Here is a 23,279-nt window from a genome sequence, read left to right on the forward strand (position 1 = left end):
CCGCGCGCCGTGCCGCCTTGTCGAATCCACACCCGAAGGACCCGCTATGTCAGACGAAATCCTCGCTCGCCGCAAGCAGTTGCTCCAGCAACGATTGCGGGAACGCGCGTTGGCGACGACCCCGGCCGCCGAACCGGCCAGGCGCGCGGGCGAGCCGGGCCCGCTCTCGTCCGCACAGCAGCGCATGTGGTTCCTGCAGACGGTCGAACCGGAGGACACCACGCTCAACGTGTGTGTCGGGTATCGCCTGACCGGCCCGCTCGACGTGCCGCGTTTGCGCGCGGCCTTCGACACCGTCGTCGCACGGCACGAGATTCTGCGCACCACCTACCAGGTCGGCGCCGACGGTGACCCGTACCAAATTTCGCACGCCGCCGAGACGACCTGGCAGCAGCACGATCTCACCGACCTCCCCGAGGAGGGCAGGCGCAGGCGGCTCGAGGTGCTGGCAAAGCGGGAGTTCGCACGCCCGTTCGACCTGACCGCCGACCACCCGTTGCGCGTGACGCTGGCGCGCACCGGCCCGACCGAGCACGTGCTGGTGCTGGTCATCCACCACATCGGCTGGGACGACGATTCCTGGCCCGTCTTCTTCGCCGAGCTGAACGCCGCCTATCGCGGCGGCGTCCTGCCCGACCTCGACTCCCAGTACGCCGACGTGGCACTGATCGAGCGGCCCGACGACGCGGCGGATCTGGCGTACTGGCGCGCCACGCTGACCCCCGCGCCGGAGCGCCTCGAGCTGCCCGGCGCACGGCCCGCCGCCGGCGCGACACGCGAGGCAGGCAAGTGTGTGCTTCCACTGTCCGCGGACCTGCTCGAGCTGGTCGCGCGGCTCGGCCGGGACCACTCGGCGACCTCGTTCACGGTGCTGCTCGCCGCGTTCGAGGCGCTGGTCCAGCGATACACCGCCGCAACCGATTTCCTGGTCGCGGTGCCGGTGACCGATCGCCGCGGTCGCGGCGCCGAGGCGCTCATCGGGTACTTCGGCAACACCCTGCTGCTGCGCGCGGCGCCTTCGCCTGCGCAATCCTTTGCCGACCTGCTGGATTCGACCAGAGACGCCAGCTTCGCGGCGTTCGCCCACCAGGGCGTCGGCGTCGAGCGGGTGGTCCGCGAAGTGAGTCCCGACCGGGTCGCCGGGCGCGATGGTCTCGCCCAACTGGTGCAGTTGAGTTTCAGCGTGCGCGGCGGTGCGAACGGCTTCGACCTGCCCGGCATCGACGCCACCGAACTGCCCTGGGGCAGCTCGGTCGCGCAGGAAACCCTCGGCCTGATGGTCGTCCTCGACGACGCGGGCGCACATGTGGCGGCCACCTATCTGGTCGATGAGCTGGACCAGCAGCTGGTGGCCCAGCTGTTGCGGCACTATCTGCGGCTGCTCGAACGTGTTGTCCGCGATCCGCAGCGCCCACTACGCGATATCGACATGCTCGGCTCCGATGATCGGGCCGCCATTCTCGCCGCGTCGCACGGACCGTTCCTCGACACACCCGAGACCACGCTGGTCGAGCTGGTGCGGCGGCAGGCAGCGGCCACGCCGGACCGGGTCGCGGTGCTGTCGGACACCGAGCAGCTCACCTACCGTGCGCTGCGCAGGCGCACCAATCGTCTGGCGCACTGGCTCATTCGGCGCGGTATCGGGGCCGAACAGCTGGTTGCGCTGCGGATGGCGAGCTCCGTCGAGTTCATCGTCGCCAGTCTCGCGGTGCTCGAGGCCGGTGCCGCGTACGTTCCGATCGATCCGGCCTACCCCGAGGACCGGATCGATTATCTGCTCTCGGACGCGCGGCCGACGCTGTCGCTGACCGCGGTCGACGTCGCGGCGGCCGAAGCCGAAGCGGGCGAGTTGCCGGATACCGATCCGACGGACGCCGATCGGGTGCTGCCGCTGCGCCCGTCGAATCTCGCCTACGTCATCTACACCTCGGGCTCCACCGGCAAGCCGAAGGGCGTGCCCGTCTCGCACGCGGCGATCGCCGACCATCTCGTGTGCTTCGCCGCCGACTGGGACGCGAGCGTTCCGGAGCGGGCGCTGCAGGCGACCTCCGTGAGTTTCGACGCGTCGCTGCCCGAGCTCTTCCTGCCGTTGATCGCGGGCGCGAGCATCGTCGTGCCGAAAGCCAATCCCTACCGCGACATTCCGTATGTCACCGACTTGATCGCGCGGCACGGCATCACCGTGCTGCAGATGGTGCCCTCGCTGCTGTCGGCGTTGCTGCTGCTGCCCGAATCGGACGACTGGCGCGCGCTGCGACACGTACCGATCGGCGGCGAGGCGCTGCCCGGCGAGCTCGCCGACCGGTTCTCCGCGCAATTCGATGCCGAAATGCGCAACCACTACGGGCCGACCGAGGCGGTCGTCTGCTCGACCTCGATGCCCGTCGACGGTCCGCAGGGCGCCGGGATCGTGCCGATCGGATATCCGAACCGCAACGTCTCCGTCTATCTGCTCGACGAGTCGATGCAGTTGGTGCCGCCGGGGGTGGTCGGCGAAATCTATTTGGGCGGTCGGCAACTCGCGCGGGGCTACCTGGACCGGCCCGCGCTGACCGCGGAGCGGTTCGTCGCCGATCCCTTCCTGGCCGGGGAAAGGTTGTACCGCACCGGCGACCTCGCCCGGCGCACGGTCGACGGCGAGATCGAATTCATCGGGCGCGCCGACGAACAGGTGAAGGTGCGCGGATTCCGGATCGAACTCGGTGAGGTGGAGGCGGCGATCACCGATCACCCCGGCGTCGCGCAGTGCGTCGCGATCGTCACCGAGCACGAGACGCTCGGGCCGATCCTCACGGCCTATCTCGTACCGGAATCCGGTACCGACATCGATCCGCGACAGGTGCGTGCCTCGGTCGCGGCCGCGCTGCCCGAGCACATGGTGCCCGCCGCGTTCGCCGTGCTCGACGAGGTGCCGTTGAGCGCGCACGGCAAACTCGATCGCCGGGCGCTGCCCGAGCCTGAGCTGGTGTCGACCCGCAGCTATCGAGCGCCCGAATCGCCCGTCGAGGTTCGAGTGGCCGCGCTCTACGGCGAGATGTTCGACGTCGACCGCGTCGGCGCCGACGACTCCTTCTTCGAGCTCGGTGGCCACTCGCTGTTGGCGGTCCGGCTGGTCACGGTGGTGCGCGCCGCCTTCGGCGTCGAGATCGACGTGCGGGCGCCATTCGACGCGCCGACGGTGGCGGAGCTGGCCGCACACCTGGTCGAGCGTTACCGCGACCAGCACGGCGAAGATCTCGACGACGCGGTGATACTGCGTCGCGGTGTGGTCCAGCCTGCTTCGACGCTCAGTGCACAGCAACGGCCCGAACGCATTCCGCTGTCGTACTCGCAGCGGGCGCTGTGGCTGCGGCGGCAACTCCAAGGCGCGTTCGAGTGGGAGAACTTCCGGTTCGCCATTCGAATCGACGGGCCGATCGATACCGCCATGCTCAGCGCGGCGGTCGGTGACGTCATCGCCAGGCACGACGCGCTGCGCACCGTTTTTCCGGAACACGAAGGGACGCCCTACCAGTGGGTGCGGGAAACGGTCGCGGTGCCGGTGCCGACCGTCGTGCTCGACGGCGCGCCGGACCAGACCGCGGCTCGACTGGCGGAGGCGCTGGCCGCCGACGCCGCGCATGTCTTCGACCTCGCCGGCGATCCGTTGATCCGGCCTCGGTTGTTCGAACTGGGACCCGAGACACACGTGCTGTCGGTGCTGATGCATCACCTGATCACCGACCGCGAATCCTGCCGGATCTTCGTCGAAGATCTCATCGCGGCCTACTGTGCCCGGTGCGGCGGCGCCGCTCCCGACTGGCCGGCGCTGAGCCTGCAGTTTCCGGAATTCGCGAGCTGGCAGCGGCAGACCTTCGACCGCACCGCCGAACTCGGCGATTACGGTCGCGCCCAGCTCGACTATTGGCGCGACGCACTCGCCGGGTTGCCCGTCGAGATCGCGGTGGCGCACGATCGTCCGCGGCCCGCTGTCCTCGGCAATACCGGGATCACCACGACCAGGATGGTCCCGGCGGCGGCGTGGCACGCCGCGCGCACCCTCGCCGAGTCGTGTGGCGCGACCGAGTTCATGCTGTGCCAGGCGGCGAGTGCGGTGCTGCTGCACACCCTCGGTGGCGGTGACGATGTGCCGATCGGCGCGACCGTCGCGAACCGGGTCGACGCGCAGGTCGGGCGGCTCGTCGGGTTGTTCGCCGACATGGTGGTGCTGCGCAACGACCTTTCGGGCGCGCCGACGCTGCGTACCGTGCTCGAGCGCGCTCGCGAAACGGCGCTCGGCGCCCTCGCACACCAGGACGTGCCGTTCGAGCGGATCGTCGAAACACTCGATCCGCCACGGGCATTGGCGCGCAATCCGCTGTTCCAGGTGATGATGCAATTCGGGCACCGCCCGCGCCCGGTCGACTTCGGCCCCGGCGGAGCGACGGTAACCGCGCTCACGCCACAGTACGACGCGGCCTTCGTCGATGTGCACCTGGATTTTCTGGTGGAACCCACCGGCGCGGTCGCGGTGAGCGTCGTACTCAACGCCGACCTCTACCACGAGGCGACCGGGGCACTGTTCGCCGACGCGTTGGCGGCGATCATGACCGCGTTCGCGACGGCAGCCGACGTGCCCCTCAGCGAGCTGAACATCGTGCCGGACGGTTGGGACAGCGCGCGCACCGTAGTGCGGCACGCCGCGGTTGATCTCGGCGATGCCACAGCGGCCGGACCGCCGCGCACCGACACCGAGCGGGCCCTGGTCGCACTGCTGGAGGAATTGCTGGAGATCACCGAAATCGACCGCACGGACAGTTATTTTGCGCTCGGCGGCGACAGCGTCATCGCGATTCGATTGGCCGCACGGGCGGCCGACGCGGGCTTGGCATTGACCCCGCAGCTGGTGTTCGAGCACCCCACCATCGCGGCGCTGTCGGCGGCGGTGGACTCGGCGGGCACGGACCGTGCGGCGCTGGAGTCGGCCCAGCCACGCGTCGAGGAGCATCGGCACGAGCCGATGTCGGCGTCGGGTCTGTCCGATGCGGCACTGGCCGCGCTGCGGAACTCCTGGGCCGCGCAGGGCTGAACGGCGCCATCCGGCTACGCCACCGTCTCGGTGCGGGGACCCCGTAAGATCGGCTCCCGGCTGATCAGTCGAACGCGTAGGGAAGGGCCGATGTCGTCTGCGGTGCCGATCGAGGCCCCCGCCTCGATACGCCGAGCTCGGCCGCGCCGATGACAGCGCCCGCACCGATGCCGGTCGTCATCGCGGCGATCGCGGTGCTGTGCGCGGTCACGCTGGCGCGATGGTTGCTGGTCGATGCCACGCCCGCCTCCCGGCTCGTCACTCGCGCGGCCGCGTGGGTGTCGGTCGGGGCGGTGGTGCAGCACTGCGTGCTCGCCGCGGGCCACGAGGCCGCAGCGGGTCAGCTCTTCCTGTTCTGCTCGGTGCTGTCGGTGGCCGATATATATGGGGTGGCAAAGCTTTTCGCAGGCGCCGACCCGGCGGGTGCCCGCGATCGTCAGCGCGTCTACGACATCATGGCGGTCCTCGGCGGGCTGACGGCGGTGCTGGTCGGACCGGCCGAAGGCGTTGGCGGAGTGGACTTCTGGGTGCGCTCGGTGATTAGTTGGACGGTGTTCAATATTCCGTTGCTGGTGGCCGGTGTGCACATCGCACGGGCCTGTGTGCGCGATATCAGGGCCGAAGCCGCGTTGCTGAAACGGGTTCCGTACCTCGGTCTGCTGATACTGACGACGGGCTGGTTCATCGGAGCGGCGCTCACCGTGGTGCAGGCCTTCGACGGCAAACCACCCGGCACCCTCTCGGTCCGGTGGAGCGGGTTGTCGAGCCTGTTCTGTGTGCTGGTCGCGCTCGTCATCGCGGTGCCGTTGGTCCATGTGCTCGCCGCGCGCACCGGATGGGATCGGACCGGGCGGCAGCTACGCAGGCTCGCGCCGCTGTGGCGGGATCTGACCACGGCGGTCCCCGAGGTCGTGCTGCCCGCTGGTGTCGGTCGCGGCCGTGATCCGGAGTCACGGTTGTATCGGATGCGGGTGGAGATCACCGACGCGTTGCTGCAACTCCGGCCGCATCTGTCCGTCGACGCCGTGCCCGAGTCGTCCGTCGAGACCTATGCCGCCCAGCTCGCCCTAGCGGCGCGAGCCCGCGCCGAGGGGCACGCACCCGTCGGCGCGCCGCCGTCGCACCCGCGTCAGATGCCGGCGCGGGACATGACATCCGAGCTCGGCCACCTGCTCGATCTGGCGCGCCACTGGCCGAAAGCGCGCGCCTCGCTCAGTAATTGCGCGCCGGGGAGCCGACAATGATGCTGCCCACCGCGCACTCCAGCAGCTCGTCCACGCCCGCCGCGGTGGCGAAGGCGACGGTGTCGCAGCGGCCCTCGGCGCAGGCGCCGAGCCCCATCGCGGCCGCGGCGCCGTAGACGGTCTGCGTGACCGCGCCGACGTGCTGCACGATGTCGGCATAGGGCACCTGCTCGGTGATCCCCGTTCGTGCGGTGAGCAGCAACGCCAGCTGCGGCGCGCCGTCTTCCGTGCGGGTAGCCGGGGTCGGGCGCAGGAGCCGCTGCACCGCAGGCGAATCCAGGTCGGCCACCGGCCGCAGCGCGTGGTCGAGGGGGTCGTAGTGGTACATGCCCGGCGCCAGCCCGTCGACGTGCCGCACGATCGGATAGCACTCGAGTTCGTAGCCGTTGCCGTCGGACGGGCCGGGGCGCGCGGCCGAATCCGCACCGGGACCGGCACTTCGGACATGAGCGATCCGAAACAGCAGCTCGCCCAGCGCGTTCCGGGTGATCGGGGTGGCGTCATCGAACGCGCGGACGGCGTGCCGTTGTTCCGGTACCGCGGTCAGCGCCGGATCGGTGGCGCGCAGCGCGGCGAGGTCGGGCATTGTGAGCCTTACCGGTTCGCCGGGATAGTTCGGCTGCTGTGGCGGCTGCGGGAAACTCTGCTCGGCCCACGTCGTGGTGCCGAAATGGTCTCGGGGAGTGGCGTGCTCGCCGGACGTCCGGCGACGGTGGAACCACAGATCGGCGGCGTGCCAGCCGCGGGCGGCGAGGTCTCGCTCCTCGTCGTCCGGATCCGCGACGAGAAACCCGCACCAGTGCAGGTCCGCAGCGAGCTGCGACTTGATCGAGACCGGTAGCGGCGACTCGGCCGCGCCGAAACCGTCGAGCAAGGAGAGCAGTCTCGGATCGTGGATTCGAACATCACACCAGGACCGCGGGTGTTCGAGCACGAAACCGTCCGAGTCTCGGTGCAGCACGGCGAATTTCGACAGCGTCGCGCGCCACGGCAGCCGGGTCGCGGGGCGCGCGGGCGGCTGCCCGAACGGCCGGATGCTGTACAGGTTGCGACCGCCGTCGCGCACGGTGATCGACAGCCAGCCGCCGTCGGTCAGCCGGTTCATCAGCCCGGTGACATCATCGGTACCCGAGCCGGCGGCGAGTTGCGACACCGTGGCCGGACCCTGATTCAGCGTTCGCAATGCCTGCAACTGCCCGCTGTCGAGGTCGGAGAGACGCTCGTTGCGCGGCGGAGCGAGCAGCACCGCGTCCGCGGCGCTCGTCAGGCAGGTGGCACCCGCACGCAGCGCGTACCTGGTCTGGTCGGGATAGATGACGGCGGACAAACCCGCTGACCTCCGCTGATCGATCGATGGTGAAGAAGCGGCGGCTATTTCGCCGTGGCGGCGAAGGCCGGCTCCAGTTTGTTCAGGATGTAGGGCACCGACAGCGCGGTCGGCTGGTTGATCGCGCTTATCTCCTGGGTGGTGAGGAACACCACCGAGCCCTTGCGCACCGCGGGGAGGTCGGCGTAGCCGGGCAGCTGGCGGTACTTCTCGTCCAGGCCGGGGGAGTAGCCGGCGAGCAGCAGGTCGGCGGTGAGCTTGTCGACGCGCTCCGGCGACAGCGCCACCCGTCCGCCCTGGTTTCCGGGGAGCTCGGTCAAATCCTTCGGAATGCCCATGCCCAACTTCGCGAACAGCCTGCTCGATCCGTCGTTGGGGTCGGTGAGCACCATGAGCTGCGCGGCGCTCGCCAACCAGGTGCTGGCGAAGGTTTTGCCCTTCAGCCCGGGATTGGCCTGCGCGATCGCCTCGATCTTCTGGTCGACCTCGGCGATGACCTTCGCGGCGGCGTCCGGTTTGTGCAGCACCTTGCCGAGTGCGCTCACCAGGTCCTGCCACGGCGTCACCGTGTTCTTGTCGAGCGCGGGTAGCGTCGGGGCCACCTTGGAGAGCTCGTCGTAGGTCTTCTGATCGGCGACGAACGGATCGGCGAGGATCAGATCCGGCTCCAGCGCCGCCACCTGTTCGGCGACATTGCCGATCGTGTTCAGCGCCTTCGCGGCTTCCAGCGATTTCGGCGCCCACGGCGGTGCGCTCTTGGTCGTCGTCGCGATGGCGTCCACGTACCCGACCGGCGTCACACCGAGCGCGAGGGTGGTGTCGAGCCATTGGTTGCCGAGGGCGACGATCCGTTTGGGCGTGCCGGGCACCGTGGTCGAGCCGCGCGCGTGCGTGATGGTCACCGGCTCGCCCCCGGCGGCGGCGTCGTCGCTCGACGAGCCACATGCGGTGAGGCCCAGTGTCAGCGTGGCCGCGACGAGGGCAACCGTCGCCTTCGCCCAGCGCGACATCCGAACAGACTCCATCGGTTGGCCCCCTTCGAGGACGTGCTCGCCGCGTGCGGTCGAGAGACCGCCCGGTGTAATTCAGCTAAGGCTAACCTATCTAACTTCGATGGCGGCACGCTACCTCTTGATGGTTAGATCGGCTAACTATATAGTTTGCCGAGGTAATCATCTGTGAGGGGCTGCCGTGACGACTCCATCCACCGATCTCGACTTCGGCGAGGTCAGCACCGTTCGCCGCAGGACGCGGTACGACCGGGACCACCCGCACTACAAGTGGATTGTGCTGACCAACACCACGCTCGGGGTGCTGCTCACCGCGATCAACTCGTCCATCGTGCTGATCTCGCTGCCCGCGATCTTCCGGGGCATCGGCCTGAACCCGCTCGACGCGGGCAACGTCGGATACCTGTTGTGGATGTTGATGGGTTACCTGCTCGCCACGGCGGTGCTGGTCGTCATGTTCGGCAGGCTCGGCGACCTCTTCGGCCGAGTTCGCGTGTACAACATGGGTTTCGCCGTCTTCGCCTTGTGCGCGCTCGCGCTCTCGTTCGATCCATTCCACGGGGGCACCGGCGCCATGTGGATCATCGTCTGGCGGGTGGTCCAAGGCGTCGGCGGCGCCATGCTGACGGCCAACTCCACCGCCATCCTCACCGATGCCTTCCCGTCGCGGCAGCGCGGTACCGCGCTCGGCATCAACATGGTCGCCGCGGTCGCCGGCTCCTTCCTCGGGCTGCTCATCGGTGGCGTGCTGTCGGAATGGGATTGGCGCGCGGTGTTCTGGGTGAGCGTCCCGATCGGTGTGCTCGGCGCGTTCTGGTCGTATCGCTCGCTGCACGAGGTCGGCGTTCGCTCGGCGGGCAAGGTCGACTGGGCGGGCACCGTCACCTTCGGGCTCGGGCTCACCGCGCTGCTCACCGGGATCACCTACGGCATTCAGCCCTACGGCGGCCACGCCACCGGCTGGTCGAGTCCCTGGGTGCTCGGGTCGGTGCTCGGCGGGATCGTCTTGCTCGCGGTGTTCTGCGTGGTGGAGAGCAAAGTCGCCGACCCGATGTTTCACCTCGGCCTGTTCCGCAATCGCGCCTTCGGCCTCGGCAACTTCAGCAACCTGATGGTCTCCATCGGGCGCGGCGGCATGCAATTCATGTTGATCATCTGGCTGCAGGGCATCTGGCTGCCGCTGCACGGCTACGACTTCGAGTCGACCCCGCTCTGGGCCGGTATCTACCTGCTGCCGTTGACCGTGGGATTCCTTGCGGCGGGGCCCGTTTCGGGCTGGCTGTCGGACCGCTACGGCTCGCGCCCGTTCACCACCGGCGGCGCGTTCATCGCGGGACTGACCTTCCTGCTGCTGCTGATCGTCCCCGTCGACTTCAACTACTGGGTGTTCGCCGCGATCATCCTGGTCAACGGCGTCGGCAGCGGACTGTTCTTCTCGCCCAACACCGCGGCCATCATGTCCAGCGTGCCCGCCGCACGGCGCGGTGCGGCCTCGGGCATGCGCGGCACCCTGTTCAACGGTGGCAACGCGCTGTCCATGGGAATCTTCTTCTCGCTCATGGTCGTCGGCCTCGCCGCCAGCCTGCCTTCGGCACTGGACGCGGGGCTGCGCGCCCAGGGCGTCTCCGCGGGCGCCGCCGCCGAGATCGCCGCGATGCCACCGGTGGCGAGCATGTTCGCCGCCTTCCTCGGCTTCAATCCCATCCAGGAATTGCTCGGCCCCACCGGCGAATTGGCCAGGCCCGGGGTGCACGCAGACACCCTCACCGGACAGGAGTTCTTCCCCCACCTGCTCACCGGCCCCTTCCACACCGGGTTGGTCGTCGTGTTCGTCGCCGCCGCGATCATGATGTTCCTGGCCGCCGCCGCCTCGTTCTTCGCAGGCGACAAGTACGTGCACGACGAACAGGCCGAGCTCGCCGCGGCCGATGAGCTCGCGAAAGCCGTCCCCGCACCCGCGCGCTGATCGGCGGTCTCGCTGTCCAGCGGCTCGCTCTAAGCTCGACAGCGATGAGTGACATCCCGTTATGGATCGTGGTGCCGACAGCGGTAATCGGGATCGCCGTGGTCGTCGGCAGGTGGCTCCTGGTCAATGAGACGACACTGGACCGCCGGATCAATTCCGCGCTGAGCTGGTATGCCGGCGCGCTGGCGCTGTACGGCTCGGCGACCACCCAGCATTTGGACGGCCTCGCGCCTCAACTGTTCCTGGTCGGTGGCGTAATGGCGGGCGCCCATGTCTACGGTTTCGCGCGGACGCTCGCAAACGGCGACACCGTCGCGGCGCCGCTACGGCAGCGGCGCTACAACGCCCTCGCCATGATGGTCGCGATCGCAGTGCTGGTCGGACCGCCGACCTTGTTCACGGCGGTGTGGTTCGGCTGCACTCTGCTCAGCATGGTCTCCGGTCTGTTGGTCGCGCTGGCCTGTGTCCGGGAGTTGCGCACCGCGGAGTCCTCGACCACAGAGAATCTGGCCTATTGGGGTTTGCTCGTCGTCGTTCTCTACTGGGAACTGACCGGGATCATCACCATCTGGCGGGTGATGCACGGGAGTGCGCCGCAGAACGCGGGAATCGCCTGGATCGCGGCGGCCGGCATTGCCTTCGCGGTCCTTGCCGCGCTGATCTCGGTCCCGCTGGTCCTCGCGATAATGGCGCTGATCGGCTGGGACAGCAGCGGGCGAGCCTGCCGCCGATTGCGACCGCTGTGGCGCGATCTCACCGACGCGATGCCGGAGGTGGTCCTATGGCAGGCGCCCGAACCGGAATCCGCGTCGCGCCTCTATCGCATGACAGTCGAGATCCAAGACGCCGCGCTACATCTACGGCCCTATCTCCCCGATCTCAGTGCCGGCCAGGCACTTCGAACCCAGACCAGCGTCGCCGATCACGCACTGCGACTCGCCTTCGCGGTCCAGATCAAAGCCCACGGCAACACATTCGGCTACGTCACCGACTCCGAGCGATACGCCACACCCGCGAGCGGCGACCGCACCTCCGAGCTGCGAAACCTGCTCGATCTCGCCCGCGAGTGGCCGAAAGCCCGCGCCCGCGCCGCCACCTTCGGGGCTGCCGATCGGACGCCCCTTCGTCCATGAACCAGCCGATACGGAAGCGGTTACGACACAACGACTTCCTTCGCGGCTGGGCCCTCAGGTAGGGGTGCGCAGGCCGCAGCGATAGCCGCCGTGTCCCAGCAGAACGGGTGGACCTCAGAAACCCGGCCGTCGGTAACCGTAATCGTCTGCAGGATAGGGAAAGTCAGCTCGCGCCCGCTGGCGTGAGCGCGTACCCGAACCAGCGTGTGCACCACCGATGTTTCGCCGGTTGCCAAGAACCGCTGTTCCAGGAGTTCGAAACTCTCCCACGTACGCGCCATGGCGAGGAAGAACTGCTCCATGCCCGCATGCCCACGCCATGTCCCGCCGTAAGGCAATCCGCCAGCTTGATGCAGTACCACATCGGTCGCGAAGTACGGGGCGAGCAACTCGAACGAGGCCCGCCCAGGCCCGCCCGCCGCCATATACGCCGCCTCAGCGGCATACATGCTGGTCAGCACGGTCGTCGAATCAGTGGTGGATCGCGTCATGCGCCCAGTGTGCCCAGGACGGGCGGCCGGGACCGGCGTTAATCGGACGTGGCTTTCGTGGCGCTGCAGTGCACCTGGTCGCCACGCTGCGGTACTCCCCGGCAGCCGAGGCATCAGAGAATAACGCGCCGGTCAGGTGGGAGGAATAACCCGTCGCCTTCTTTGACGTCGAAGGTCGTGTAGAACTCGTCGATGTTACGGACCACTTGGTTGCAGCGGAATTCGTTGGGCGCGTGTGGATCCGCCGCCAATTGACGGATCTGCTGTTCCGGCCGAAGTTTGACGCGCCGAGCTCGGGCTAAAGCGAGGAAGACATTCGTACAGTCCGGAGTCTCGTTGCCGCGTGAACGTTCGGCACTGCGAAATGCCCTCAGCGCCATCATGAGTCCACGTAGGTCGGCGAGGTTCTCGCCCACGGTGAGCGCGCCATTGACGTGATGCTCGGGTCCGAGTCCGCTTGGCACCAGTGAGTCATACTGTGCGACAAGAGCTTTAGCGCGCTCGTCGAACGCGGCGCGGTCGGCAGGCGTCCACCAATCCCGCAGGTTGCCGTCGCCGTCGAACCTGGAGCCCTGATCATCGAAACCGTGTCCGATTTCATGACCGATTATCGCGCCGATGCCACCGTAGTTCACTGCAAGCTCTGCATCAGGGTCGAAGAAGGGCGGTTGGAGCATGCCGGCGGGGATCAGGATCGCGTTGTTGTTCCAGTCGTAGGAGGCATTGACCTCCTGCGGCGCCATCTTCCACTCGAACTTGTCGACCGGGGTGCCGAGTTTGGCGAACATCAGCTTCCACTCGTGCCGCATCGTCGCTCGAATGTTGGCGACTCGATGTCCTCTGGTGATGGTCAACTCGGCGTAGTCGCGCCAGGTATCGGGATGCCCGGTCTTGATGGTGAGCTTGTCCAGCTTGACGATGGCGGCATCGCGGGTGGCTTGGGACATCCAGTCGGTGTGCGCGAAGCTCTCCCGGTAGGCCGACACGATATTCGCGATAAGCTCATCTGCTTGCGCCTTGGATGTTGGTGGGAAGTGTTGTCCTGCGTACTCTTTGCCGAGCAGCTGGTCGAGGTATTTGGAGACCGTCGCCAGCGCCTGCTGTTCGTTCCCTAGTCGCTGAGTCTGACCGCTGCGGCTCCGCTCGAAAAAGTCGAAGCTCGCATTCGAGAATTCCTCGCTCAGCAGTGCGGCGAACTCTCGGACCACCCCCAGGCGTAGGTAGTCACGCCACTCGGAGATGTCGACCTCTGACCAGAGACGTGCAGCGTCCGCAATGTAGGAAGGTTGAGCGATCACGATCTTGCTGAAGAGATTGGGCTTGTCCGAGTAAGCAGCTAGCCAAGCGTCCCACTCGAAACCGGGGGCCATCTCGATGAGTTCTCGCCAGCTGCGAGGGTTATAGGTGGCGGACGCGTCGCGGTTGCGCACTTCGTCCCAGTGCACTGCGGCAATTCGATCCTCCAGGTCGAACATCCGCCTTGCCATGCCCGGTGGATCGGCGAAGCCGGCTGATCGAGCGATTCGCTCGAGAAATATGCGGTAGGCGGCGCGCTGGTCCGCCATGGCGGGCGATTGGAAGAACGAGGCTTTGAATCGCAAGCCGGCCTGGCCCAGCTGTGGACGATAGGTGGCCGAGTCCTTACCGTCAGGAAACACCACCATGGCGAAGAGGCTGCACGCGGCGAGTGCGTTGTCGTATGGAAGCTCTAAAGCAATCGATGCCATGACCCGCGCCAGGTCGCCCTTGGTCGCTGCAGCATTGATGCTGTCGAGTAGGTCTCCGATGGGTGTGAGGCCGAGGCGTTCAGCGGCATCGGTGTCCATACAGGCGTCATAGAAGTCGCGAATCTTCTGCTGATCAGACCGGGGGGCCGGATCTCGGATCGCGTCGATGATTGCCGCGAGTTGTTGCTGGACGCGGTCGGCGACTTCCAACCCGGCGCCGTAGGCGCTCTTGTCGGGTGGCAATTGATATTCCCGCAACCACCTGCCGTTGATATGCCGATAGAGGTCGTCTTGGGGCCGGACCATGGGGTCAACTTCTTTCCGATCTGATCCGGAGCCGCGCTGCGGACTTCCGAAGCATCCTGTCATCAGCGTGCTCGACACGGGGATCGCCGCCAAAGCAGTCAGCAGTGTGCGTCTGTTGATTCGTGCTGGCGTGGCATGCCTGGTCATGGGTACCTCCACCCGCGCCGGAGTCGGTGCATGGACGTGTTGTCAGAACGAGTGATCAGATGGAGCTATCGGCCGCATGTCGTAGGCACCTCCGAAGCAGAAACCGGGCGTCATTGCGCCGGGAACCACTGCACCGCCGTTGATTTCGCACTCGTAGCGGCTGACCTCATACGCAGCTGACGCCGTGCCGGCCACGGCAGTACTAAAAGCGCCGCTCATAACCAAGAGGCACAACAAATTTCGCATGATATTCCCCCGACCTGTTTTGGTTTGTGGCGCAGGGTCGATCGGGGCGATGGTGGACGCAACACACAATTCCAGACATCGCAGCATCGACTCATAGCTCATGTCCAGCCCCCCTCGCGCGTCATCCCGCCGATGGGCGGTATGTGCGCTTGGTACTGGCTGCAGCGTACGTCATCTTCACGAGAATGCAAGGTGTGCGCGATAACTGGCAGCAAGGCGGCAGGCTAGTTGATCTTGAATAGTGTCCTGGTTCGTGGTAGCTCGGAAGCTATTGTCCTGGTTGAAGTTTGGCGGATATCTGATAGAGTGCGATGTTAAGACGGGGGTCCAAGAAACATCTCGGATGCGGGGCGTTTCGTCGGTATCGGCCATCGGTCGTGTTCGCCGGAGGGGGGTAACTTGGATTCAACGATTGGCGGCTTGGGCAGCTAGCGCGCGCTGTTTGGAACCGCCTGTTTCGGAGTCGTCTCGCGGCAAACGTCCGTCACGCCTGATGTAGTTGTCTGTCGACGACTCCCGTGTAGTGCCGAGAAGCTGGTCCGGCAATATTTCCAGGGGGTGGAATTGCTGCATTCTGATGCCTGAATGGGGAGTTCGGCTATGAAAGATGGCCGCATCTATGCTTGACGATGAGATAGGAATATCTGGATCATGAGATCGAATAATCGAATCAAGATGCTTTTGGCCGCCGTGCTGGGAGCGGCTTCACTGGCGTTATCGGTACCTACCACACTGGTATTGGCGGCGCCCACCGCAGCGGCTGCCTCGCGAGACGACGACTGCTACGCTCTTTACGAAAGTACTCTGGCAACCTGTGACTCGATCGCGGCCAATGGCGGCGATCCCGCGCCTTGTTATCACGCTGCCCTTGGGAATTTGCGGGAGTGTCTGAAAGGATAGAAATGATGGATGAGAATCCGGACCGGCTCGCCGATATTATCGCCGAGCGGGTCGTCGACACGAGCTCCGGCCCGGTCAAACTGGTCTTTTTCCGGCCGACTTGCTCGGGGGCAACGTGGAATTGCCGGTTTTCGATCAGTGGCATGGCTGGAGCACGTGATATCGAGTCCGCATCGTCGGGCCGGGATTCTCTCGAAGCGCTGATGCTAGCAATAGTGGCCGCTTCGATGTTCTTCTACGATTCATCGACATTATCCGAAATGAGTGTCTTCGGTAACCCTGAGATCGGGCTGCTGAAGACCACCGAGGCGACGAACGGGGATCTCGAGTCGACTTTTACGCTGTCGGCGCCGAAAAAGTGACCAAAGGCCGTCGGGCGAGGCCTGACGCGAGAATGGCCTCGCCGACGGTAGAAATTTGACGATAGATTCGGTGACGGATCTAGGGGGAGGGGGCTCGCGGTGCCGTACGGCAACTATCTGCGAAACATCGAAGCCTTCTGCGGCGACGCAGATGGGCTGTACTACTCGGATCCGCACGAACTCCATGGTGAGATCGCTTTCGTCGCCAATGTCGAGGCGGGTTGGCGGACGAACTACAGCAACGGATGGACTCACTGCAGTCCGCCTGCGGATGCCGCCTCCCGGCCACCGGACCAGGGTTGGAAGATCCATATCAGCTCCGTTCCGGAGCAGTGTGAAGATGTGCTTAGAATTGTCTCGGATTACTGTATAAAGACGCATATTAATTTCAAGTACTTGCCCGATCGGGGCGCGTTCTCGCGTGCTAATGCGAAATATGCACCACGTAATTCTTCGGGCAAGTTTATCACGATCTATCCGCGTCCGTCGCAATTGCATGAAACTCTGCGCGCTCTCGAGTCCATGCTGACCTCGTTCGACGGCCCGTACATACTGTCCGATGTCAGGTGGGGCTCGGGGCCGGTGTTTCTGAGATATGGCGGATTTGTGAGCCGAATGGCGATGCTCGATGGTGTTGTAACGCATGCGATAACCGATGCTGACGGCAGGTTGGCAGAGGACCAGCGACTACCGTACTTCGTGCCACCCGCAGCTGATCGCGTACCAGACTTCCTGAAGGCCTCGATTTCGAAGCGCGTCGACGCCGGCGATGAATCTTTTCCGTTCATCGTCGACACGGCGTTGCATTTCTCGAACTGCGGTGGAGTCTATCTGGCACGTCGGTCGGCTGACCTCACCGAGGTGGTGTTGAAAGAGGCTCGTGCACACGTCGCAGTAGACCGCAATGGAGACGATGCGGTCGCCAGGCTCGGGAACGAATACCGAGCGCTAGCGGCACTCGCGTCAGTCGACGGAGTTGCCGACGCGTACCGACTGCTGACAGTCGGCGACCACACCTTCATGGAAATGGAATACATACACGGAGTCTCGTTGTATGAGTGGGTTGCGGCCAACTATCCGTACTCGGAGCGTTTCGACGTCGCCGACTATGCGGCTCAGGCGGTGCGAATCGGTCAGTCACTGGTCGCGATTGTGGAGCGCGTACACGGCATCGGAATCGCGATAACGGACCTACAGCCGCGAAACATCATGATCGGTGACGATCTCGCTGTTTCGCTCATCGACTTCGAACTTGCCATGCCGCTGCTGAGTGACAATGTCCGGACGATGGCAACCCCAGGATTCATCCCGAGACTGCGCTGCTCCAGGCAACAGCAGGATAGGTACGCTCTGATGCGGACGATAGTGCACATGTTCAGCCCGCTGACGCCGTTGCCCGCGATCACCGATGAGATATGGATCCGGCAGCGCGCATTTATTCTGCAGGTGTTCGGGCGGGAGGTCGCGGAGTGGGTGGAACTGCTCGATGGGAAACTTGGTGGGCTGCTGAGTGCGTCAGTGGTCCACGATAGGGAATCACTGCGTGTCTCGATTCCTAGCGCCGGTGTCGATTCGGCACAGAATCTGACGAGTGAACTCATCGGCGGGATCGTTCGATCTCACCGTTCCGGGAGCGGCCATCCGTACCCGGGTAGTCCGCACCAATTCGATGAGAACGGTGGTGTAAACATCGCCAGCGGCTCGCTCGGTGTCGAACTGATGCTGAGTCGGCACACGGCACTGCCCGGCAGACAAGCGCATACCCCAGCGGTGAATGTTGCTGCGGCGCGGGAGACTTCGGACTACAGCCTGTTGTTCGGTCGTCTTGGAATGTCATGTGCGCTGCACGAGATGGGGCATCATCGGGAACTGATCGGCGATTTGATTGCTGATGTGGCCCTGGACTCCCCGGACGTGGGCCTCGGTGACGGATTAGCGGGAATTGCGCTAGGGCTTCATTCCCTGCGCTGCACCGGCTACACCGCTGCAGACGCTACCGCGGCACGTGCGATGAAGCAGCTGGAGGCTGCGAGCTATAGCCAACTCGACAGTGAGTCGCCCAAACCGGGCCTGTTCGATGGACTTTCCGGCGCTGCGGTGGCACTTGCGCTCGTCCTGAAACATTCAGGGCGAGAAGGGGAGAAGCATCGCAAGCTCGTTATACAGCTGCTCGACAGAGCAGTAGCGCAACTGGTCGAAGCGCCGGATGGATCACTACAGGTGCGTGAGAACGGCAACTTCTACCCGTATCTCGGCTCCGGTTCGGCAGGCGTCGGACTTGCGGTGGCCATGTGTGCGAAAGCAGGCGTCGAACTGGATGATTCGTTGAACTCGGTGCTCGCGAGAATCCGGCTGGCGTGTGCCGTGCGCACCTGCCTGTGCCCTGGCTTGATGGATGGTATGGCAGGCCTGGTGCTTGCGGATCGACAGATGGCTGCTGCGCTAGGGGTCCCCACCGGCATCGCCCCAGCGGCGAAGTTCGACATGTTCACCTTCATCGATTCAGGGGGCGGAATGATGACATCGGGGTATGGATCTCGGCGGCTGGTCGCCGACTACTCGACTGGTTCCGCAGGTGTATTGGCAGCACTGGCGCCCGACCTGACGAGGCACAGCTGGTTGCCGATCGCGCATCCAGACGAAGTCTGAACAAACGTGTTGGCCTGGACCGATGAGGTGGCCATCGGTCGGCCCGGATACCGCAGACGACAACAGAAGTCCGTTGTCGGTGTGGAGGAGGAAATTATGACACCTGGGAGGAGGTGTGATGAAAAACATTCTTGATCTTCAGAAACTGGAAACCCTTGGTAAGGCCGACAGGACCGATCCAACTATTCAAGAAGCCTGGTCGACGTGGAGCTCCGGCTGCCACGAAAGCTGGAGCACAGCCAGTACCGGCTGCTTCTGACGTTGCCTGAACCGGGGGTGGCAAACAAGCCGAATTGCCGCCCCCGGCCGCGTGTCGAACAATGCTTGCGCCGACCGTCGTTCAGAAGGTGACGCGCTGATCCGGCGGCATGAAGAGTTTGTCGCCTTCCTTGACCCCGAAGGTGCGGTAGAACTCCTCCAGGTTGCGCACAACTTGGTTGCAGCGGAATTCGTTGGGGGAGTGGGTGTCTATTGAGAGGTAGCGGACGGTGAGTTCTTCAGTTTGCTTCTCGCGCCAGCTGCGGGCCCAGGACAGCAGCATGGTGCGGTAGTCGGGATCATCGATGCCGCGCCGCTTCTCGGCGATCCGGAAGGCGGCCAAGGTGATCTGCAAACCGCGCAGGTCGGCGAGGTTTTCGCCGACGGTCAGCTCACCATTCACGTGCTGGCTCGGCTCGAGACCCTCCGGCACCAGTGCGTTGTACTGATCGATGAGTTGCTTGGCCTTGGCGTCGAAGGCGGCCCGGTCCTCAGGGGTCCACCAGTCGCGCCGGTTGCCGTCGCCGTCGTATTTCGAACCCTGGTCATCGAAGCCGTGGCCGATCTCGTGGCCGATGGTCGCCCCGACGGCACCGAAGTTGACGGCGGGCTGCGCGTCCTTGTCGAAGAACGGTGGCTGCAGGTAGGCGGCGGGGAAGACGATCTGGTTGGAGCTGGCCGAGTAGTAGGCGTTCACCGTCTGCGGCGACATCCCCCATTCGGTCTTGTCGACCGGACCGCCGAGCCGGGCGAACGCACGCTTGACCTCGAATTCATTGATGGCGAGCAATGATTCGATGAGCTTGCCCTTGGTGATCTTCAGCTTCGAGTAGTCGACCCACTTGTCCGGGTACCCGATCTTGGGGTCGATCTTGTCGAGCTTCGCCAGGGACGCCTCCCTGGTCGCAGGCGACATCCAGGACGAATTGGTGAAGTTCTCCCGGTACGCGGCGATCACATCGTCGAGCATTTCTTTCGCGCGCTGCTTGGCTTCGGGCGGAAAGTACTTCTCCACGTAGACTTTTCCGAGCTGCTCGCCCAGCTTCTCGTCGACGATGCCGACGCCGTACTTCCAGCGCTCCGGCCGCTCTTCCTGACCATTGAGCACGCGACCCTTGAACTCGAAGTTCGCGTCGTTGATCGCCTTGGGCAGGAACGGCGCGAACTCGCGCAGCACGCTCAGCTTCAAATAGTCACGCCACGTGGGGATGTCGACCTCGGTCCACAGCTGACCCGCCGCGGTGATGAAGGACGGCTGGCCGACCACCATCTTGTCGAACAGCTGCTTCGGCCGGTCGGTATTCCCGGCCAGCCACGGGTCCCAGTCGAATCCCGGTGCGAGAGCGACCATGTCGTTCCAGCTGTACAGGTTGTACGTCGCGTCGGCGTCGCGGTTGCGCACATTGTCCCAGTGCGCGGGTGCGATGCGCTTCTCCAGATCGAACACGCGCTGCGCCATCGCGGCGGGATCGGCGAAACCCGCGCCCGCGGCGATGCGTTCGAGAAAGACCCGGTATTGCGCGAGCACCTCGGCGTTTTCGGGTTTGCGGTAGTACTGCTCGCCGAGCCCGAGCCCGGACTGGCCGACCGAGGGAATGTAGGCGTTGGAGTTCTTCCGGTCCGTGCCGATGCCGAGTCCGATCAGACCGCTGATGGGCAATTCGGCCATCACCTTGGCCAGGTCGGCCTTGGTCGCCGCGCCGTCCACCTTGGCGAACAGTCCGGCCAGCGGGGTCATGCCGAGCCGCTCGATCGTGTCCCAGTCCACCCTGGCGTCGTACAGGTCGCGGATCTGCTGCTCCTCGGACCCGTCCTTGGGATCCTTGATCCCCTCGACGATCTCGCGCAGTTGCTGCTGCGTGCGTTCGAAGGCCTCGCTCGTGGAACCGAAGGACGTCTTGTCCGGCGGCAACTGGTACTCGCGCAACCACTTCCCGTTGACATGCCGGTACAGATCGTCCTGCGGCCGGATCGCCTCATCCGCGCCACCCAGGTCGACGCTGGTGAGCGGCTTGCTCGTCTCCTTGGTGTCGCTCGCGCAAGACGCGAGCGCGGCAGCGGCCGGCACCGCCCCGAGCGCGATCAGGAAGGCACGACGGTCCAGCTGTCCGAGACGTGTCACGCGGATTCCTCTCCCGATGCGGTCCGCCGCATCCTCGTCAGGCGCAATTTGTTCGCCCGAGGCTACCTGCCCGCGGTGCTACCGGCTGCCCCATCTCACAGGGTGACCCGCTGATCCGGTGTGAGGAAAAGTTTGTCGCCCGCCACGACGCCGAAGGTGGTGTAGAAGTCGGCGATATTGCGGACCACCTGGTTGGCGCGGAACTCGTTGGGCGAGTGCACGTCCATGGTGAGCAGTCGCTCCTTGGTCTGCTTGGTCGCCTGCTGCCGCCAGATCCTGGCCCAGGACAGGAACACGGTCTTCAGGTCCGGTTCCGCACCGTCGCGCTGCGCCGCATCGCGGTATGCGGCGAGTGCGATCTGCAAACCGCGCAGGTCGGCGAGGTTCTCTCCGACGGTGAGCGCGCCGTTGACGTGCTTGCTCGGGTCCAAGCCGTCGGGCACGAGCGCGTTGTACTGCTCGATCAGCTGTTTGGTCTTGGCCTCGAAGGCGGCGATGTCCTCGGGGGTCCACCAGTCGCGTCGATTGCCGTCGCCGTCGTACTTGGCGCCCTGGTCGTCGAAGCCGTGCCCGATCTCGTGGCCGATCACCGCGCCGATACCGCCGAAGTTGACCGCGGGTGCGGCATCGGCGTCGAAGAACGGTGACTGCAGGATGGCCGCGGGGAAGGTGATCTCGTTGGCGGTTGGGTCGTACATCGCGTTGACCGTCTGCGGCGGGAAACCCCATTCAGCCCGGTCGACTGGCGTGCCGAGTTTGGCGAAGGCGCGGTTGACCTCGAAAGCCCTTGCGGCACGCAAGGATTCGACCAGCCTTCCCCTGGTGATCTTTACCCCGGAGTAATCGATCCACTTGTCCGGATAGCCGATCTTGGCGACGATCTTGTCCAGCTTCGCCAGCGCCGCCTGCTTGGTCGGCGGCGACATCCACGACGAGTTGGTGAAGTCTTGCCGGTAGGCTTCCATCAGATCGGCTACCAGCGCCTTGGCCCGCTCCTTGGCCTTCGCTGGAAAGTGTTGCGCCACATACAGTTTGCCGAACGGCTCGCCCAGATACAGGCTGACCGTCGCGAGGCCGTCCTTCCATGGCTCCTGGCGTTGGTCGCGGCCTTGCAGCGCCTTGTCGACGAAGTCGAAGGCGGCGTCGGCGACCGGCTTGGGCAGGTAGGGCGCGAATTCCTTGACGACACTGATGCGCAGATACTCGCGCCACCGATCGATGTCGACCTCGGCCCACAGTTGCCCTGCGGCCGTGACGAACGATGGCTGCCGGACCACGATGCTGTCGAAGAGCTGCTTCGGCCGGTCGGTGCTGCCCGCCAGCCACTGATCCCAGTCGAATTGTGGTGCGAGCCCGACCAATTCGGCCCAGCTCAGCAGGTTGTAGGTAGTGTCGGGGTTCCGGTCGCGGACGCTGTCCCAGTAGCCCGCGGCGATCCGGGTCTCCAGGTCGAGCACTCGTTGCGCGGTGCCGGGTGGATCGCTGAGCTTCGCGGCCGCGGCCACGCGCTCCAGATAGGTGCGGTAGGCCGCGAGCTGCTCGGCGTACTCGGGCTCGCGGTAGTACTGCTCGTCCAGATTGATGTCGATGCCGGACTGGCTGATCATGGCGATGTAGTTGGCGGAGTTCTTCTGGTCGACCACGACCTGCAAACCGATCAGGCCCGCGATCGGCAACGAGCCCATCACCTTCGCCAGATCCGGCTTCGTTGCCGCGCCGTCGATCGCCGCGAGCAGGTCGGCGACCGGCGTCATGCCGAGTCGCTCGATCTCGTCGCGATCGAGCCTGGCGTCGTACAGATCGCGGATCTGCTGCTCCGGCGAGCCCGGCCGCGGATCGCGGATGCCCTCGACGATGCCGCGCAACTGCTGCTCGGTGCGGTCGTTGGCCTCGTCGAACGACCCGAACGACGACTTGTCCGGCGGCAGCCGATAGTCGCGCAACCAAGCTCCGTTGACGTGGCGGTAGAGGTCGTCCTGCGGTCGGACCGCCGGATTCGCCCCCGCCAGGTCGACGCCGGTGAGCCGAACATCCGAGACCTGTGATTGCTGCGAGCAGGAGGCCAACGCGGCCGCGGCGGGCGCGGCCGCCAGGGCGAGCAGGAAGGCGCGGCGATCGAGACGAGCGGACGAGCTCAAGAGCATCCCCTTTTCGGTACGGTCGAGCCGAACGGTGCTTCGTTGATCTTGCTCGATCCGAGGGTAGTGCCGCGGACAGCCCGGTGGTCAGCGACAACCCGGCGGTGGTCGGCGTGGACGGACCCCGATTTGGGAACGACCTGGGGATTCACCTACACTAGACCGGTTGCCTGCGGGAGCTATGC

General features: G+C 65.4%; 14 protein-coding genes. 7 read left to right on the forward strand and 7 right to left on the reverse strand.

From position 1 onward, the window contains the following. Window positions 1–46: 46 nt before the first annotated feature. Entirely contained in the window at window positions 47–5,068 is a 5,022-nt protein-coding gene (locus ACIHA7_RS29740; protein ID WP_397294219.1) for an amino acid adenylation domain-containing protein, read from the forward strand. Between the two features lie 149 nt (window positions 5,069–5,217). Continuing rightward, window positions 5,218–6,312, forward strand: coding sequence for an MAB_1171c family putative transporter (locus tag ACIHA7_RS29745; protein WP_397294220.1), 1,095 nt, complete (start codon window positions 5,218–5,220; stop codon window positions 6,310–6,312). Here the strand turns inward: ACIHA7_RS29745 and ACIHA7_RS29750 are convergent. Both ACIHA7_RS29750 and ACIHA7_RS29755 read right to left on the reverse strand, forming a co-directional pair. After that, on the reverse strand, window positions 6,281–7,639 hold the full coding sequence (locus ACIHA7_RS29750; RefSeq protein WP_397294221.1) for a SagB family peptide dehydrogenase: 1,359 nt from the start codon (window positions 7,637–7,639) through the stop codon (window positions 6,281–6,283). The two genes, ACIHA7_RS29745 and ACIHA7_RS29750, sit on opposite strands and share 32 nt — an antisense overlap. Before the next feature lie 44 nt (window positions 7,640–7,683). After that, window positions 7,684–8,664 (reverse strand): ABC transporter substrate-binding protein, encoded by a 981-nt coding sequence (locus tag ACIHA7_RS29755; protein ID WP_397294222.1) that lies wholly within the window; start codon window positions 8,662–8,664, stop codon window positions 7,684–7,686. Between the two features lie 166 nt (window positions 8,665–8,830). On the opposite strand from ACIHA7_RS29755, the gene ACIHA7_RS29760 reads away from it, so the two are divergent. Together ACIHA7_RS29760 and ACIHA7_RS29765 are read left to right on the forward strand one after the other, a co-directional pair. Continuing rightward, entirely contained in the window at window positions 8,831–10,615 is a 1,785-nt protein-coding gene (locus ACIHA7_RS29760) for an MFS transporter (protein WP_397294223.1), read from the forward strand. Window positions 10,616–10,659: 44 nt separating this feature from the next. Then, entirely contained in the window at window positions 10,660–11,748 is a 1,089-nt protein-coding gene (locus ACIHA7_RS29765) for an MAB_1171c family putative transporter (RefSeq protein WP_397294224.1), read from the forward strand. Between the two features lie 20 nt (window positions 11,749–11,768). On the opposite strand, the gene ACIHA7_RS29770 is transcribed toward ACIHA7_RS29765, so the two are convergent. The 3 genes from ACIHA7_RS29770 to ACIHA7_RS29780 form a co-directional block, all read right to left on the reverse strand. Continuing rightward, window positions 11,769–12,239: a nuclear transport factor 2 family protein gene (locus ACIHA7_RS29770; RefSeq protein ID WP_397294225.1), complete on the reverse strand. Its 471-nt coding sequence runs from the start codon at window positions 12,237–12,239 to the stop codon at window positions 11,769–11,771. Window positions 12,240–12,352: 113 nt separating this feature from the next. Next, on the reverse strand, window positions 12,353–14,419 hold the full coding sequence (locus ACIHA7_RS29775; RefSeq protein WP_397294226.1) for a M13 family metallopeptidase: 2,067 nt from the start codon (window positions 14,417–14,419) through the stop codon (window positions 12,353–12,355). A gap of 42 nt (window positions 14,420–14,461) precedes the next feature. Further along, a complete protein-coding gene (locus tag ACIHA7_RS29780) occupies window positions 14,462–14,767 on the reverse strand; it encodes a hypothetical protein (RefSeq protein ID WP_397294227.1) in 306 nt (101 codons plus the stop codon). An 803-nt stretch (window positions 14,768–15,570) separates the two neighbouring features. Between ACIHA7_RS29780 and ACIHA7_RS29785 the strand changes: the two genes are divergently transcribed. The 3 genes from ACIHA7_RS29785 to ACIHA7_RS29795 all read left to right on the forward strand — a co-directional run bounded on the left by ACIHA7_RS29785 (window position 15,571) and on the right by ACIHA7_RS29795 (window position 18,835). Next, window positions 15,571–15,927, forward strand: a complete 357-nt coding sequence (locus tag ACIHA7_RS29785) for a DUF6968 family protein (RefSeq protein ID WP_397294228.1) — start codon at window positions 15,571–15,573, stop codon at window positions 15,925–15,927. A 99-nt stretch (window positions 15,928–16,026) separates the two neighbouring features. Next, on the forward strand, window positions 16,027–18,576 hold the full coding sequence (gene lanKC / locus ACIHA7_RS29790; protein ID WP_397294229.1) for a class III lanthionine synthetase LanKC: 2,550 nt from the start codon (window positions 16,027–16,029) through the stop codon (window positions 18,574–18,576). 118 nt (window positions 18,577–18,694) lie between these two features. Further along, complete coding sequence (locus ACIHA7_RS29795; protein ID WP_397294230.1) at window positions 18,695–18,835, forward strand: hypothetical protein; 141 nt, start codon at window positions 18,695–18,697, stop codon at window positions 18,833–18,835. A gap of 81 nt (window positions 18,836–18,916) precedes the next feature. On the opposite strand, the gene ACIHA7_RS29800 is transcribed toward ACIHA7_RS29795, so the two are convergent. After that, window positions 18,917–20,956: a M13 family metallopeptidase gene (locus tag ACIHA7_RS29800; RefSeq protein ID WP_397294231.1), complete on the reverse strand. Its 2,040-nt coding sequence runs from the start codon at window positions 20,954–20,956 to the stop codon at window positions 18,917–18,919. 95 nt (window positions 20,957–21,051) lie between these two features. Further along, on the reverse strand, window positions 21,052–23,094 hold the full coding sequence (locus ACIHA7_RS29805; protein WP_397294232.1) for a M13 family metallopeptidase: 2,043 nt from the start codon (window positions 23,092–23,094) through the stop codon (window positions 21,052–21,054). Window positions 23,095–23,279 lie beyond the last annotated feature (185 nt).

Source organism: Nocardia sp. NPDC052316, assembly GCF_044547795.1.
Classification (GTDB): Bacteria; Actinomycetota; Actinomycetes; order Mycobacteriales; family Mycobacteriaceae; genus Nocardia.